This window comes from Metabacillus kandeliae (genome assembly GCF_021166585.1).
GTDB lineage: Bacteria > Bacillota > Bacilli > Bacillales > Bacillaceae > Metabacillus_B > Metabacillus_B kandeliae.
Genome location: NZ_JAJOZE010000003.1, coordinates 98,974 through 115,809 on the forward strand (window position 1 = coordinate 98,974; position 16,836 = coordinate 115,809).

13 protein-coding genes are annotated in these 16,836 nt (G+C 43.4%); 10 read left to right on the forward strand and 3 right to left on the reverse strand.

The features are described from left to right. Positions 1-87 precede the first annotated feature (87 nt). Together LRR81_RS09730 and LRR81_RS09735 are read left to right on the forward strand one after the other, a co-directional pair. On the forward strand, positions 88-1,098 hold the full coding sequence (locus LRR81_RS09730) for a LacI family DNA-binding transcriptional regulator (protein WP_231789168.1): 1,011 nt from the start codon (positions 88-90) through the stop codon (positions 1,096-1,098). 309 nt (positions 1,099-1,407) lie between these two features. Next, complete coding sequence (locus LRR81_RS09735) at positions 1,408-6,279, forward strand: phosphodiester glycosidase family protein (RefSeq protein WP_231789169.1); 4,872 nt, start codon at positions 1,408-1,410, stop codon at positions 6,277-6,279. Positions 6,280-6,329: 50 nt separating this feature from the next. Here LRR81_RS09735 and LRR81_RS09740 read toward each other — a convergent pair whose 3' ends face one another. Then, positions 6,330-6,485, reverse strand: coding sequence for a hypothetical protein (locus LRR81_RS09740; protein ID WP_231789170.1), 156 nt, complete (start codon positions 6,483-6,485; stop codon positions 6,330-6,332). A gap of 130 nt (positions 6,486-6,615) precedes the next feature. Between LRR81_RS09740 and LRR81_RS09745 the strand changes: the two genes are divergently transcribed. The 8 genes from LRR81_RS09745 (at position 6,616) to LRR81_RS09780 (ending at position 14,171) form a co-directional block, all read left to right on the forward strand. Then, the gene (locus LRR81_RS09745; protein ID WP_231789171.1) at positions 6,616-6,864 is read left to right on the forward strand and encodes a hypothetical protein; all 249 of its coding nucleotides are present in this window, start codon (positions 6,616-6,618) and stop codon (positions 6,862-6,864) included. Between the two features lie 142 nt (positions 6,865-7,006). Beyond that, on the forward strand, positions 7,007-7,366 hold the full coding sequence (locus tag LRR81_RS09750; RefSeq protein ID WP_231789172.1) for an HIT family protein: 360 nt from the start codon (positions 7,007-7,009) through the stop codon (positions 7,364-7,366). 202 nt (positions 7,367-7,568) lie between these two features. Continuing rightward, positions 7,569-9,815 carry a T7SS effector LXG polymorphic toxin gene (locus tag LRR81_RS09755; protein WP_231789173.1) on the forward strand — a complete coding sequence of 749 codons (2,247 nt, stop codon included), beginning with the start codon at positions 7,569-7,571 and terminating at the stop codon, positions 9,813-9,815. 17 nt (positions 9,816-9,832) lie between these two features. Next, entirely contained in the window at positions 9,833-10,216 is a 384-nt protein-coding gene (locus LRR81_RS09760; protein ID WP_231789174.1) for a hypothetical protein, read from the forward strand. Positions 10,217-10,243: 27 nt separating this feature from the next. Next, complete coding sequence (locus LRR81_RS09765; RefSeq protein ID WP_231789175.1) at positions 10,244-11,194, forward strand: ADP-ribosylglycohydrolase family protein; 951 nt, start codon at positions 10,244-10,246, stop codon at positions 11,192-11,194. A gap of 42 nt (positions 11,195-11,236) precedes the next feature. Next, entirely contained in the window at positions 11,237-11,770 is a 534-nt protein-coding gene (locus LRR81_RS09770; protein WP_231789176.1) for a hypothetical protein, read from the forward strand. 128 nt (positions 11,771-11,898) lie between these two features. Beyond that, positions 11,899-12,297 carry a hypothetical protein gene (locus LRR81_RS09775; protein ID WP_231789177.1) on the forward strand — a complete coding sequence of 133 codons (399 nt, stop codon included), beginning with the start codon at positions 11,899-11,901 and terminating at the stop codon, positions 12,295-12,297. An 89-nt stretch (positions 12,298-12,386) separates the two neighbouring features. After that, positions 12,387-14,171 carry an SEC-C domain-containing protein gene (locus tag LRR81_RS09780; RefSeq protein WP_231789178.1) on the forward strand — a complete coding sequence of 595 codons (1,785 nt, stop codon included), beginning with the start codon at positions 12,387-12,389 and terminating at the stop codon, positions 14,169-14,171. Between the two features lie 164 nt (positions 14,172-14,335). Here the strand turns inward: LRR81_RS09780 and LRR81_RS09785 are convergent, their stop codons facing one another. Next, positions 14,336-16,087, reverse strand: a complete 1,752-nt coding sequence (locus LRR81_RS09785; protein ID WP_231789179.1) for a sensor histidine kinase — start codon at positions 16,085-16,087, stop codon at positions 14,336-14,338. After that, complete coding sequence (locus LRR81_RS09790) at positions 16,084-16,794, reverse strand: response regulator transcription factor (protein WP_231789180.1); 711 nt, start codon at positions 16,792-16,794, stop codon at positions 16,084-16,086. Before LRR81_RS09790 ends, LRR81_RS09785 begins: the two co-directional genes overlap by 4 nt. Positions 16,795-16,836: the final 42 nt, after the last annotated feature.

Sequence of the window (16,836 nt, forward strand, 5' to 3'; positions counted from 1 at the left end):
CTTGCAATTATCACTAATTATTTACGTGTGACCGTTTTTCTTGTATGATCAGTTTGTAACGTTACAATTTGGGAAGGTGCTGCTATTATGAAAAAACGTGTGACAATGCAAACCATTGCCGACCATTTACATATTTCGAAAAACTCCGTCTCACAGGCGCTCACAGGAAAACCAGGTGTAAGCGAGCCAACAAGAGAGCTGATAAAAAAAGCAGCCGAAGAGCTTGGCTACGAATATACGAAAGGAAAAAAAGAAACAGTAAAGCATAGCGGTTCTGGAACCATTGCTTTAATTGCTTCAGAACGGGCTTTTTCGCTGAACTTCTTTGGAGAAATCTATCTCTCAATAGAAAAAGAAATCAGAGCCAATGGCATGAGCCTGCTGATTGAATCCATCAATGAGGAAGCGATTGAAATGCAGCTTCTGCCCTCCTTTATCCAGGAAGGGAAAATTGACGGTATCCTGATCCTCTCCCATCTTTCCACTGACTATATTAATAAAATACTTTCAACCGGCATACCGACAGTTCTTGTCGATCATCATCATCCGCTGAATCCTGCTGATGCAGTTCTCACCAACAATCGGTTTGGCGCCTATCTGGCCATCGAGCATTTAATCACCGCAGGCTGCAGGACAATCGGCTATATTGGAAACATTGATATTTCCCCGAGCTATCAGGAAAGATGGGAAGGCTATTTATTGGCTATGCATAAGCACGGTCTACCGCGGAAAAAAGAATGGATGCTGACAGAGGCAGCGGAGGATGAATCATTTTTAACTTCTTCCCTTGAGGCATTGAGCGATAAGCCTGATGCCTGGTTTTGCGTAAACGACGGTTTTGGATTTTTAACCATGTCCTCTTTGCACAGACTTGGTTACAAGATCCCTGATGACGCAGCCATTGTGTCCTTTGATAACGGACAGCTTTCCCAGCTGGCTAATCCGAAGATATCAACGATGGACGTTGATCTCCAGCTTTTTGCCAGAAAAAGCGTTGAGCAGCTGTTTTGGCGGATGGATCATAAAGATGAACCAAATCAGGAAATTTTGCTGCCTGCCAGATTAATCGTGAGAGAATCATCACCGGAAAGACTTTGAACAGTCTTTCCTTTATTTATAATCGTTCGACATGTTTTGCGAAACATAGTCCTTTTGCCTGCCAAATGACCCTATCCTAAAGCCACTGTACCAATTAGTCAGAAACCTAAACAAGCTGACATTCCACCAACCTTTTTCCTCCCATACCGCTTTTGATCAAAAAGCGTAAAAAATAATACTACCCCTAAATTCCCTATTTATATGTAAAGTTTCCAGAAGATTCTTTTACAAAATCAGCAAACTGCCTTTATATCCGACTTATAAACTAAAGCTGTTAACCTAAAATATTCAGAAAATGGGAGGAAAAACATGCGTAAACAGTTAGTCCCTGTCCTTTTAATCTTCGGGATGCTGCTTCAGCCTGCTGCGGGAACTTTTGCAGCGGAAACGCCCGCTGAGAAGAAAACGGTACTTTCAAGCAATCAGCTTGCAGGCGGGATCACTCATGAGGAGCAGCGCATTGAGAATTTTGGCGGAAAAATCAATTATACTCAGCGTTTGAATGTGTTAACAGCCGATTTGTCGAATCCAGATGTTTCTGTCACTTCCGGGAAAGCGCTTGATAAAGTCGCTGCCATGGAGACGATTGGCGACCAGGCGGGCCGCGAGCGCTTTAAAGGGAAAAATGTCGTGGGTGCGATCAATGGGGATATGTATAACATGCAGACAGGCATGAATGTAGCAGCCCAAATCCAGGATGGCAACCTCCTTGTGAGCCATACAGGTCCTTCTGGAGTGAATGCACAGCCGGAATTCGGGATTGATGCAAACCGCAAGCCGTTTATTGACAATTTGTCTATCGAAGGAAAGCTTACATATGACGGTGCGGATAAACCAATTGAACTGCTGAACCGCAATGAAGGTGCCGGAGAAAAGCTCGGCATTTACACACCGAACCTGAATCAAAAAGGCGAAATGTCTTTTTATGACTTGAAAAATACCTTTGTGAAAAATGGAGCGATGGCCGTAATTACCGGTATTGACGATCCGGAGCATATCAAGCCAGGGAAAGCTTACACCGGGACGATTACGAAGATTTATCCTTCCATCAGCAATATCGCGATTCCGAAAAACGGGGTTGTTCTTGCAGGCTTTGGAACGAAAGCAGAATGGATGCGCACAGCCCTGAAAGAAAACACTCCTTTTACTTTTGAATATAATGTTTATAAAGGGACAAGCCATACACTGAAAAATGATGTCGTCGATGCAGTCGGAGGATATGACTGGCTTGTGAAGGACGGAAAAGCGAAAACTCAAAGCGAATTCCGCAATGCCAACGACGCGCATGTGACAGCGCCAAATGGGCGTACGTCCATCGGTATTACAGCTGATAACAAAGTGATCGCCATGACAGTGGACAAGCCAAGCACGCTCTTCTCTGACAGTGTTGGTTTGACTCTCCCAGAGGTAGCAAAGGAATATGAAAGCTATGGCGTTGTTTCAGCGCTTAGTCTTGATGGCGGCGGTTCAACAGAGATGGTCATTCAACCTGAAGGCACAGACCAGCTCGTTTCCGCCAATCACCCATCTGATAATTCTTCCCGTGTGGTGACAAACAGCATTCTTTTCAGCTCTTCTGCTGAAAAATCGCCAGAAGTCGGCAAAGTGCTGCTGAAAAATGACCTGACCATTTTCAAAGGCTCCTCCTACAAATTTTCGGCTAAAGCGACAGATGCCAATGGCAACACGACAGATTTGGACAACCGCAGTGTAAATTGGAGCACAACGCTTGGCACGATTTCAAAAGACGGGGAGTTCACAGCCCCGAGTGAAGCTGGCGAAGGAAAAATAACCGCTGAAATTGACGGAGCGAAAGGAGAATCTTCCATCCACGTGATTGACAGCGTAAGCGACTTTCAATTTGCAGACTCAAGCCCGATCATCCTTCAAAAAGGCGAAGAAAAAGAATTAAAGGTGAATGCCCAAAAGGACGGCAAAGACATTATCCTGAACGGAAGCTCTGTAAAATGGGAGATTCCAGCTGAAGCCGGCACCATTGAGGACGGTAAGCTGAAGATTTCTGACAGCGCAAAGGACGGTTCCACCTATACCATCAAAGCGACACTTGGAGACATTACGAAAGAACTGACGCTTTTGGTTGGATTAAAGGAACAGAAGATTGATGACTTTGAAACGTATCCTGCTGAAGGGTATGAGGTAAATGGCTTTGTTGGAGGAAATTTCGAGCTTTCAACGGAGCAGAAAAAATCCGGCAGCCGCAGCATTAAAGTCAACTATGATACAAAAAACTGGACCCGCCAATATAATGGGACAATTAACTTGAAGCCTCATTGGTTTAAAAGCACAGCAACCCCTCCAGCATGGTCTGATACGCTAGCTGACTCCATGTTCAAAACGTATACAACTGAGATCAGGCCCAAGAAATTCGGTGTCTGGATTTATGGGGACGGCAAAGCTCCATGGGCCCGCTTAATTTTCAAATCCAATGGTGCCAATAAAACACTCGATCTGGCAGGCAGCGTGAACTGGATCGGCTGGAAATATCTCGAAGTAGACATTCCAACAGAGTGGGCTATGCCGATTACATTCAATTACCTTTATTTTGTCGAAACAAACAAGACAAAGCCAGATTACAGCGGCAGTGTCTACATTGATGACATGCGCTTTATTTATACAAATGAAACAGAGGACTTCAGCGGTCCTGAGTTCAGCGAGATTTCACCAGAGAGCAATACAATCTACAGCGACAAACTTGATTTTGCCGCAACGGTAAAAGACGAAGGCTCAGGTGTTGATCCTTCAACGATTAAAGTGACCTTTAACAATAAAGAGCAGGATTTCAACTACGATAAGGATACAGGAAAAATCACTGGAACTGTCACAGGTCTTGCAGAAGGCACTTACCCTCTCAGCATCACGGCGAGCGATAAGAAAGGCAACCAGGCCCTTCCGCCTGTGAGCAAAAATATCAAAGTTGACTTAACGGAAGATACAGAAGCGCCAACTGTAACAAATGTAACCCCGACACCAACAGCGGCTGAGCAGACAGCCGTGCCTAGAATTACCTTCAGAGCAAGAGATCCAAAAAGCGGGCTTGAGCAGAAGGATATCGCCGTTTCCATTGATGGCAAACAGGCAGAAACCTACTATGATGCGGCAACTGGCTGGGCCTATGCCGTACCTGCAGAGAAGCTTGCGGATGGTAAGCATTCTTACACCATTGACGCAAAAGACCGCGCCGGAAACAGCATTGAGACGATCAAAACGGATTTCACGATCAAATCCTTGCCTGCTCCAAAGGATCCAAATAACTTTAAGATTTCCATGATTCCTGATACGCATGGAATGATTTATCAAAAACCGATATTTGAAAGAGCGGAACAGGAAGATTCTGATCTTGTCCTTCACACAGGGGATCTCGTGGATACTTCATCTGAAGCAGAATGGAATCAGGCGAAGGATGATCTGAAAATATTTGAGAATAAACCATTTTTAATGGTTCCAGGAAATCACGAATCATTTAAGGGAGATCTTGATTATTTTACAAGCATAATCGGCAGTCCGACATTCTCCACTGAATACGGCAATGCCAATATCATCGGCTTGAACACAGCTTATGGGCAGAGCATTTCAGCCTCTGATTCTACCCAGTTCCATTACTTGGAGAATGTGTTGGAACAAAACAAAAAGAAAAACGTCATTGTCGCTGTACATGTTCTGACAAAAGACGATTTTGGCACTGCCCATGAAATGAATCCGGCTGATGCGAAAAAGTTCGAAGACATACTTGGTTCTTACAAAAAATCTCATCCTGAAGTGAACATCCAGGTATTTTTCGGTCACCTTCACACATTGCAGCAATGGGAAAAAGACGGGGTTATGTACACGGTAGGCGGAAATGCAGCGAGCAAAGGATATGTCACAAAGGACGAAGGAAACATTCTTGGAAGCGGCATTCTGACTGTCGGTGACAAGATGTCCTATCAATTCAATCCGCTGCTCTCTTCCGTATCGATTGTCGATCGGGCGTTGAATTCAAACCGTGAAATGAAAATGGCCAAAGGCGCGACCCGAAACATGCAGCTGTACGGCGACTTCCATGAATACACTGGTCACTATATCGTAAACATTAGCCAATTCCCGCCAGTAAACATTGGATGGACATCAGATCACCCTGAAATTGCAACTGTTGATTCCACTGGAAAGCTGACGGCAAAAGCTGAAGGAACCGTCACACTCACAGCTGTATCAGGCGGAAAGTCCAATTCAGTAAAGGTACACGTTGTTGATCCTGCTGCCATAACTCCAATCAAGCTGGAAGGCGCTCTTTCAAAAAGCTCTGTTTTGATTGGCGAAAAGACAGCTCTATCCTTTACAGCAGTGGACCAATTCGGCAATATTTTCGCCATAGACCCTAAAGAAGTACAGTTAAGCTATAACCCAGAAAATTCTCTAGAGCTGCTGAAGGACGGCATGCTTCAGACGAAGAAAACCGGGAATATTCAGATCAACTATAAATACGGAAAAATCACCGGAACACTGGATCTTGAAGTGAAATCACCGGGTGTAACGCCTCCTGATCAGGGCGGCGGTCACGGAGATGATGACAACAACGGCGGAGGAGATGATGATAACGGCGGCGGAACAACTCCTCCAAAGCAAGAAGATGAAATCAAAGTCTCTCCTTCTCCGATTGGCAGAGCAATCATTAAGAAGCCGGTAAGTATTTTCAAGCTGAACGATAAAGGCGAAAAAACACCATGGCGCACTGCACAGCCTGGCGAAGTGCTCCGCGTTTACGGCCAAAATGAAGAAATGGCCAGCGTCGGCGGTGATTACTACATCATGCTCGAAAAAGGCAAAACCGCGATGTACCAAGGAAGAATTTTAATAAAAGAAAATGCAACACTCTATTCACCAGACGGCAAACCATACCGCACCTTACACCGCGGCGAAGCCATTAAGGTTTATCACTTTCTGGCTGACAGCTATGACACAGGCGGCGGCTTTACAGTGAAATTCTCCAGGGCTTCCGCTTATTACGAAGGCATGGTTAAAATGCTGAAAGACACACCGATGTATAAAGACGGCAAAGCGGTACAATCCCTCATGCAGGGCAAAGATTACCGCGTCTACAGCACTGAGGGCAATAAGCTGATGGTCGGCGGCGGATATTATGTCATGAATGAGAAGAGAAATGTGGTGTATTCGAAGAACTGAGGAAGGAAAAAGCATCCGGGAATTTTCCCGGATGCTTTTTTGTATGATTGCTAGTTTTCCTTTGCCATTTTTATCGTCAGGAACAGCAGGATAATGACGATGAAATAGTTTAATGGATTGGCGAATATACTCATTTTTAAAGCTAGCTGCAACAAAATCCATAGCACGAAAATCACGAGGATGCAGGGAATGATCAGCTTGTTCATTTGGGATCGCCTCTTTTCATTCAGTTTCTCCTCAGTTAATCAAAACTGCTGCGACCAGCCCACGCACTTGTGCTGGGTTACAATCTCGTCTGTTTTGGGAATGGAACAAAAAATGGAAAGGAGTTCCAGCATGGATAAAAGAATAAGTTATGGTGCCCTGGTTATTGTTTTTCCATTGTCCATTCTGTCTATTTTATTCAAAACCAGTATTTATTTGGTACTGCTGATTCTTGCGATGGCTATTTACTATCTAATAGTTAGCTTCACCATGTTTAGGTACAGCAATAATAAACCCCTCGCTGTCATGATTGGTTTCATAGCAATTGCGATGATGGTGATGGACTATATGTTGTACAGCCTTGTAACCCAGATGAATTAACTCGAATTTATTACGAGGAGTGAGTTAGCAAAAATACCGGTAAAGTTTATGAAGCAGTAGAAAGCCTTGATTTTAAGTGGAAATTTCAGGCACATCTTATGAAAGATTGAGAATATAAACTTATCAAAAAGGAGCAGTTACTTTGGCAAATGGTATTGAGGATTTTTATTGTGAAGAAGTATTAAGCGGTAAGACGGAAATAGAAAAAGTTTTGGAGACTGATCGTACTGTGGCCTTTTATCATACTCGTCCATTTTATGAAGTGCATATCGTGGTGATCCCCAAGAAGCATATTACTTTTTTAATAGATATTGCACCAGAAGATAAAATTGAGCTGGATGATTTGTTATCAGTGATTCAGAAAGTATCAAGGCAGGTAAACGATGAATACGGTGCTTGTACTGTATCAACGAATATAGGTAATTATCAAAGCAATAAACATATGCACTGGCACGTTCACTTTGGAGATCGTATAAAACTTTTGGATGGTACTTGGTGTTAAAAAGTTAAATAAACCCCTTAATCGGATGCTAAAAGACGGTCCCTTCCTTAAAAGGATAGGATTGCTTTTTTCCTTTAGCTGATATATTTCCGAAAAAAAGGTAGGACTTCCTGCATATTTGGGTAAAGAGATAAAAGTGCTACCATTATTGTTAGATAATGTCATAATACATACTATTTTATCGAGAAAGGGTCCCGTCCGAATGCCAAAAATATTAGAAGCCGAATCCCTCCTCTCCTCTGTCCAGCAGCGCGCAAAAGAATACAAGCAATACCAAGAGCAAATCGAAAATCTCGACAAGCAAATCCAAGTACTTGTCACTAACGGCCATTTTACAGGCCAAGGTGCGGAGTCCATTAAAAGCTTTTTTTCCGAGCACTCTTCCCTCATTGAAGAATGGAAGAAATTCATCCAGATGAAAACAGCCTTTATTAACACTATTCATGACGTGTTAGAGAGATATAAGCTGGAGGATGCTTCTGTATACGGAAATTTCCTCGAAGGAAGCATTCCCGGCGGTTTACGGATCTCCCAGCAATTAATAGACAGCCAAAAGAGTGATCTGGATGCCATTTTAAATGAGATACATGATACCTTACCGCTTGACTCCTTCTCAACTGACCCCTTTGACCAAGCCATTCACAGCGCAGAAAAAGAGAGACAGGACACGATGCAGGCATTGCATCATGCAGACAGCCAGCTGACAAGTGAATATGCAAAATCGGAAGAACTCGAAAGATTTATCAAATCTTACCTAACAGAACTATCAGGCGCAACAGCCGGAGGAAAAGGCGCAAACCCGCTCCATTTCAACTCCAAAGCCTTTCACCAAAAAGACCTATTCAATCAGCAAATCACCGTTAATCAAAATGCCGATGCCTACTTAAAAAAGAGGGAAGAAGAAGCCGAGAAAAAACACCTCGCAGAAATAGAAAGACTAAAAGCAAAACTTAACCCTTTTATCTCAGCAGAAGAATATATCAAAATAGCAGATAAGATCGGCTATGAAAATCTTTCATGGGATCAAAAGCTGGATTACAATACATACAAGTTCAACATCGGCGGAAAGAACGGCATGAAAGCCGCCTTTACCGGGATGTGGGATGATGTAAAAAATATCTTTACTCATCCGATGGATACGGTGAACGGGATCGTCTATACTGCCCATCATCCGGTAGAGGTTATTAAGTATGCTGGAAAAGCGATCAAAGATTCCTTTATGAAGGATGTAGTTTATGGTGACGCGGAAAGCAGAGGGCACTGGGCCGGGAATATGATTGGAAACGTGCTTCCTGCGCTGTTGACGGAAGGGACGACTGGGATTGGGAAGGCTGGGTTGGGGGTTGCGAAGGCTGGGACTAAGGCTGGAGCAATCGCTGCAAAAGAAGGCGCAGTTGCAGCTAAAACCGCTATAAGAAAAGGAATAACCGCTCCCAAAAATAAAGTTCCGTCTATAGCTAAAATAGCAGGCTCTCCTGCAAAAAGCAGAATTGTAGTAAAAAGGGAACTTGTTCAATCAATGCAAAGTAAGAAGATCGCTTCTATACATCAGAATAATGCTCCTTCTCGCAAAGTACCTTTACTGCAAAATGGGAGCAAAACAAAGATTGATTCCATTAAGAAGAAAGTTCCCGTTCCAAGCAGGAAACTTCAACCCGCTCTTGCTGCAGTAAATGAAGGGTCGTTTAATGTTGTTGATATAGATCGGCTCATTGAGAAGGATATGAGCAAAATAAATAAGATTAATAAATCGAATAAGCCGACTATTAAACCAAAAGAGCCCCCTATCCAAGGAAAATATAGCTTAAATTCTATACGTCATTTACCATCTTTCAATGACAAAATTGAAACTCATCTTAAAAAACTTGATATAACAATTGATAAATTTCATGAACTGAGATTAAAGCCTGTTGAAGAGTTAACTTTAGATGAAATTAAAATTATGAAAGAAATCAGGGATTCAGTCCCACCTGTAACTAAGGAAACTCTGCTACAAAAAACCCTTCCAATCCAAGACGTGAAAAATTACATTTCAGGTTCTGATCCATATACTGAAATAGGCGGGTATGTTGCGAAAGTGGAAGATTTAAAAGACTTAATAGAATATGATGATGTAATTGAAACGCTAAGATTAGATTATACTATATCTGGGGGAATCAGGCCTTTTCCAGTTGATGGGACCTCTTATGGGATAATAAGATTTAAATCAAATTATGCAGATGATGTAGAAATCCCTTATGGTGAAAAGTTTGGGGGTACCAATAAAGATGGTCCCCCATGTACCTTGAATGGTTTTACTGCAGCTAGAAATAACAATATTGTCCCTGAGTGGAAATTTGCAGATAGAGAATTGCCTGTAAAAGGGGCTGAGCTTTATATAGTGGAAAAAGGGAAAGAAGAACTAGTAGCTATATTTGATGGTGATAGATTTGTTTCCTTAGAAAAATAGGCGGAGGATGAAATAGGATGATTCGAAAAGGTTACTACGGAACTTATAAAGGCAAAGAATATAAAATTAATAGAGACATGGAAGGAAATTTACTTGTATTTTCCCATGATCCCTCCACAATTGAAGAAGGTTTTATAGACACTTATAATAGTGGACTTTATAGCAAAGTTATATCAGAAGAGGAAATAACTAATAGTTATAGAGTCAAAACGAAAGGAAAAATAAAAGGCCGGATTGTTAATATTTCAAAAGAAAACGAAAATGAATATTTTATAGGCACACCTGATTCAGCAATAGCAGAAGAATTGGGGATGGATAGGACTGATAAATACTATTATGACATGTGGATTCCAAAGGACAGAGTTGAGGTATTAGAAGAGAGAGAGAATAAGGCTCCCTAATCTTTTAACAAAAGTATGGAGGAAAATATGCCGATTTTTAAAGAGTTAGAAACTAAAATTCACTCCACTATTCTCGGCGGCATAGCCGGGGATGCGCTCGGCGTACCAAACGAATTCCAGCCAAGGGGGCAACACATTACAGGCATGACGGGCTATGGCACCCATAACCAGCCGCCAGGAACATGGTCAGACGATACCTCCCTTATACTTTGCCTGATTGAGAACTTAATCGAAGAGAAAGACGAATACGACCTGATGGGAAAGTTTATGGAGTACCGAAAAGGCTATTGGACTCCTTATGGGACGATGTTTGATATCGGACATGCTACTGACAATGCCATTGAACGCTACGTTAATGGTATTCCACTGCAGGAATGCGGCGGAAAAACCGAATCTGATAATGGAAATGGCGCTTTAATGAGAATTGCTCCGCTTGTTTTTACCCTCAGGCAGGAAAATGATTTTCATGTTCGGGGAAAAGAGATTGAGAGAGTAGCCGGCATCACTCATTCGCATCCCCGCTCGACATTAGGATGTATCATCTATATCCAGCTGCTGCTTGAGCTATATAACGGGCACCCTCCCCTTCATGCATTCCGTCGAGCAGCTGATACTTGCTTGGAAGAGCTAAGAGGGCTTACTCAATACGAAAGAGAGTTTTCTCATTACGAGAGAATTTTCAACAAATCCATTTTGGACGCTGATATTTCAGAAATAAAATCGACTGGTTATGTAGTCCATTCCCTCGAGGCGGCCATATGGTGTTTTTTAACCCATGAAAGCTACCGGGATGCTGTCCTTAAAGCAGTCAATCTTGGCAACGATACCGATACAATTGGGTTATTAACAGGGACTCTTGCTGGTATGGCATATGGAATGGACAGTATTCCAACTGACTGGCTGGAAACATTGGCGAGAAAGGCAGAGATTGAAGAATTATGTGCGGGATTTGCTGAATTTTGCTATTCTCAATTTTGATGCGGCGCTAGTTTTCCATTATCTACTGAAAGGCGGATATTTATGGCAGTAAAAGACCTTATCTATGACAATAATTCTATAAGCTGGGTTCATAGGGGCAAAAAAATCACTAGGAAGTTAAGTGACATATTTTTCGCCAGCGACGAACCCTCTGGAATCTATGCAGAGTGCGGGAAGAATTTCATCCAGACCGCCATATATGAGTTCAGCAATGAAGGTACGATTCTATTTGCGCATGACCGCATGCTGGGAACGGCTACCTGGCTCCATAATGGGTGTACCATAAAAATACAGAACGCATCCTTAACAGAGGTAAAATCCTGCTTTGATCACAAATTAATTTTAGCGATTGATAAAGTTAAAGAAAAGCTTATAGGAATTTCTTTAGATGGTTCTATTCTCTTTGAAACGCCCCCTCCTGCCGGCTATTCTTTTTATCGTTTGTCTGAGACAGAGGGTTTGCCTTCTATTGTGTGTGAGGGAGGTGAAGATGAGGATAAATACGGCAGATGCCAATGGCATTTTGTTGTAAACCCAGTAACGGGCGGATTAAAACGCGGGACTTTTTCTTACTAAAGGATGCCAAGTCGAAAAACCAAACTATTTCCCGAGAAATCATTCTACATATCAGAAAAAGTATTTCTGATTCTGCTATCCTTTAAATCTCCCCATCCTCATTCTTTCTATAAAAAAGGAGACCAGTCATGAAATTCCACATCATCAACACCAACAAAACCGAAAACCCAGCCTGTGAAGCCGATATGCTCGAAAACCAAAAATGCGCAGCCTACTTCGGCCGCTGGAAAAAACTCATTACGAAAATCCAGCGGGATGATCGAGTGTTCCTCTACAGCAACGGGAAAGGGATCATCGCAAGAGGCATTGCGACAGGACAGATGGAGACGGCAGATTACAAAGGTGAACCTGATGAGGAATATTTCATGCATTTAAATGACTTTCAAATACTGCAGACTCCTATTCCCCCTTCTGCCATTAAGCAGGCAGCCGAGATGACGGTCATTTTCAATACGACGATGTTTACTTTCAGAGATTCAGCTAGAGGGGCAACATTATGGGAGACTATTTCGTTGAAATATATGTAAATCCTTTGTTTTCCCTGTATTTGGGTTGACCTAATGCCATAAATGCGATACTAATAGTATGCTATCAACAAGGAAAAAGGTGACTATTTATGGCTATTAACCGAAATGCTCCCTGCCCATGCGGGAGCGGGAAAAAATATAAGAAGTGCTGCATGCTGAAGGAAAATGTGGTGCAGATGAGCGAGGCGAAAACGGAGCGGTTTTTGCAGCGTAAGTTATCGCTTGTTTCGAAGATGAGCGACTTTGTTTCTCATCATGTCTCGTTTTCTGACTCTCAGCGTATCCAGGGTGAGTTTAAGGAGCGCTCCAATCATGTGATTTCTGATCCGAACCGGTTCGGATTTATCGATTTTTGGATGTACTTCTTTTACCCGTTACAGAAAGAACTGCGCGGAGTTGATTGGTTCTACCAAGAAATGGGTGACCGTTTGAAGCAGGACGAGCGGGAGATGCTGGAAGAATGGACAAAGCTTAAGCCGATGCTTGTTCAGGCTGTCTCTGCCGATGAGAAGCATATCGTTTTTGAGGATGTTTTTACTAAGGATACCTATAAAGTGTTAAATAAAGAAGAAAATCGATTGGCGCCATGGTATGGCACGATTGGCTTCCTAGAAGAATTTGACGGCCTCTTCTATTTTAATGGCGTCTTTCTTTTTGAAGGACCAAAAGGCATTGAGCTTGCAGCGGAAAAAGTTAATCAGCTGTCGGAAGAAACCGGTCTAGAACATGATCAGGTTCTTTTGCAGTATTACCCTGAAATTCTAGGGGCATTGCTTGAGAGAGAAGAGATAGCCGCAAGCGGCACAAAGAAGGTTCCTCATCATCACCTGGAATTTAAGGTGAATGACCTGACTGCTTTGTATCAATTTATGATGCTTCAGGAAGAGTTTGAGATTGATGAATGGAAAGATGATGAAAAGCGGGTTACCTGGGTTGGCGAGTGGCTGGCTTATACAGACAGCGAGCTTGCTAAAGGGAGCAGTATTTCCATTGGCAATGTTTATGGCACAATTTCTGTCACTGATCAAACGCTTCTACTTATCACGGAGGAAAAAGAGTATGCGGAGAAATTCAAAGAGATTTTTGTCCCGCTGCGCAGCCTCCTGACGTTTGAGAAAGAATATGAAAAAAATGTAGAGATTCCTGCTAGGCTGCAAGTGAAAAATCAGCTAGTGTATTTCTCTGACAAGAGTGTACCACTCTACTTCGCTAATTTTGCTCAAACTTATGCAAACCTGGAAGCAAATGTGCCGATCCCTATGCTCAATGACCGTTCCATCCGTGAATTAGCTGAATCCGGTGAAAAAGAAAAAGCGGACAACTGGCTGAAACAGATGGAATTCAACGCTTATATGCTGACGAAACAACGGCATCCAGATGCAGAAATAACAGCTGATTTTAATACAATCCGCAAAAAATTGAACCTGCCTCTCTCTCCATTCGTTACAGGAGGAGCAGACAGAATATCTGCCTTAAAGCAGCGCGGACACCATCCTCAAACAGATGAGGGTGTATCAAAAACGGATATTGAATTTTATGAATTGCTCGGCTTCCAGCCGAACACCATTAATAATTTCTATGCCCGGGATCTGAAGGACTTTTTCATCGAAAAAACGATTGGCAAATCAGACAGCACCATTCGAAAATACCGGAACAATCTGTTCGATTTGAGAGAAATCCTGGAAAGCAAGAAATTGACTGGCTGGGAAGACTGCGGGGAAACATTTTGGAAACAGCTTTATGAAAAAGACCTTCCCTCTCTTTACCACACTCTATCGAAGACACAGACCAAAGACTTCGACAGCACCATGAAGACTTTGGGCAAGTGGCTGGATAAGAAGTATGGGACGGGAATTGGGGAGATATTGGGATAGGAAGCATAGGGACGGTTCTGATGCTTCCTTCCATGAAAATACAACATCCCTTGTATAAAGATGCAATCCTAGGCTCTTAGAAGCACGGGGACGGTTCTTGCGCTTCCTTCCAATACAAACAAGAGAACACTTGAAAAAGGAGCTGCTGGCTCCTTTTTTTCATTTCAATTGCTTTGCCCCTCTTCCATAGGAAATTCAAGCCTGAACTCAGTGCCTTGGTGTTTTACAGAAGAGACAGAAATGCTCCCTCCATGAAGCTCGACGATGGCGCGAGCGATGCTCATCCCAAGGCCCGCGCCCTCTGTCTGCTCGTCTGTGCTTGTTCCGCGGAAGTAGCGGTCAAAGAGGTGCCGGACGGTTTCTTCGTCCATTCCTTCACCATTGTCAGAGATGGTGACAATGGCGGATTCGCCCTGTCTGCTGACTGAGGCGGTAATGCTTGTGCCCTTTGGGTTATGCTTGATGCAGTTATAGATAAGGTTATCGAGCATCCGCTCGAACCAGCGTCTATCTGCTTGTATATAAAGATTTGAATCAGCGCCTTTAAAGTTAAAGGGAATGTCTTCAAGGGTGCGGTCGTTGACAAATTTAAGAATAATGCCCCGCACAAGTTCATTCAGGTCTGCCCGCTTCAGCTGATGGGGGAGCGACTGGTTTTGGAGCTGGAAAGCAAGGGAGAAGTCCTCAATAAGGGCGGTCATATAATCTCCTTTTTCCCTGATCATCTTCCCCATATCCAGAAGCTCTTCTTCGGTCCAGCGGTACTGGCCGCTTTCAAGCAAATGGGCATAGCCCTGGATCGTCGTAAGGGGTGTCCTGAGATCGTGGGAAATGCCAGTCATCCACTCTTCACGCGTTTTTTCCAGACGGTCCCTTTCCTTGTCTGAGGCGGAAAGTTTTTCAGCCATTTCGTAGAAGGCCCCGATCACTTCTTGATAGAGCTTGTACCTCAGGCGCACTTTCCCATTTTTCTTGAAGACTTTTTTGCGCTCTTTTTCTGTCAGGACTTCCTCGTACTTTCCGTACCCCATTCTTTCCAGCCAGCCGGTGAAGAGAAGCAGGGGCTGGCCGTACCTGAAGCCATTCCAGAAGGAAATGCCTACTGTCAATGTGAGCAAAACAGCTGCAAGGATCATGAAGATCCTCATTACTTCAGAAAGAATGGAAGAGGACGCAGGTTCTGCTTCCTGCCTCGGTGTATGCAAAATCCAAGTGAAACCAGATTGCGGATCATTGAAGATGGTTGTGTGTGTATCAAATATCCCTGGTGATTTTGCCCTGACAAGCACATCCAGCGGCTTGTAGTCTTCTTTCATTATGTCAGACCCGGCGGACTGGATGATTTTCCCTTCCTGGTTTACCACATGAATGGAGCCTTTCATCGGCTTTAATTCCATTTCCAGCTTCTTCAGGTTTGCACCGGAGATCCTGCCGTTGCTTGAATACAGTGAAAACCAGTGCCGGAGGGTTTCCAGCTCATTGTTTTTGTATCCGAGCATATAAAAATACGGGTCATTAAAGGTGGTGTCGACTTGGGAGTAAACGTAGTAGCCTTCATATTGGTTCGTTTTTTCGATCTGGAGAAGATCGTTGACTGAATAGGAGTCAGGCAGGAGTTTAGGTGTATTTTCTGATCCGATAACGTCTCCTTTCCTATCCACAACCTGAACCCAGAGATTTCGTTCTTTGAGCTGGTGTTTCCATGAGTCGCTGATGATGGCTTTATTTTTGTCAATCCGCGTATCAATCGCAATGCTTTCAAGAGCACCGGCAGGAAAGTTTTGCTTAATTTCTTCTCTGTTTAAATGTGTCAAAAGCACAAATAGAAACACCAAAGAAAAAATCCCGACAAACACCATGATGGAAATGAATTGAAGAGAGAAATGCAGAGCCACCCTCCGCCTGAGCGACATCATTCCATTTTCCCCTTAACCAGTTTGTATCCCAGCCCGCGGACGGTCACGAGCAGTTCAGGATGGCTCGGGTCTTTCTCAATTCTTTCCCGAATTCTTCGAATATGGACAGTAACGGTATTGTCATCCACAAAGCTGTCAAATCCCCATACGGCTTCAAGCATTTTCGTCTTGGAAATGACGATATTGGGATGCTGGCACAGATACTGCAGCAGGAGAAATACCTGGGCAGGCGTCTGCACGGGTTTGCCCTCGACAATCAGCTCCCCTGACTCCTCATCCAGGATAAAGCGCCCGTAATCATGCTTCCTGTCCATCTTTTTTATGGAAGGGGGATGAGTCTGGTTCCGCCTGAGCCTCGCCTTAATCCTTGCGGCAATCTCAAGCGGGTTGAAGGGCTTGGTAATATAATCGTCGCCCCCGACCCCAAATCCTGTCAGCACGTCAAGGTCGGAGACACGTGCTGTCAAAAAGAGAATATACGCATCTGAGATTTCCCTGATTTTCGGACAAATAGTGAAACCGCTCTGTCCGGGAAGCGTGACATCAAGCACCACAATATCAATGTGGTGCAAAGAAACGCACTCAAGCGCCTCTTCTGCAGTATAAGCTGTATGTATATGGCTGAATCCTTCTTTTCTCAGAACGGTTTCCATTAATTTAACGATTGATTTTTCATCATCCACTAATAAAATTTCCGCATTTTCCACTTTTGCCCACCTCGGCACTATGTTAGCACACAAACATTACCA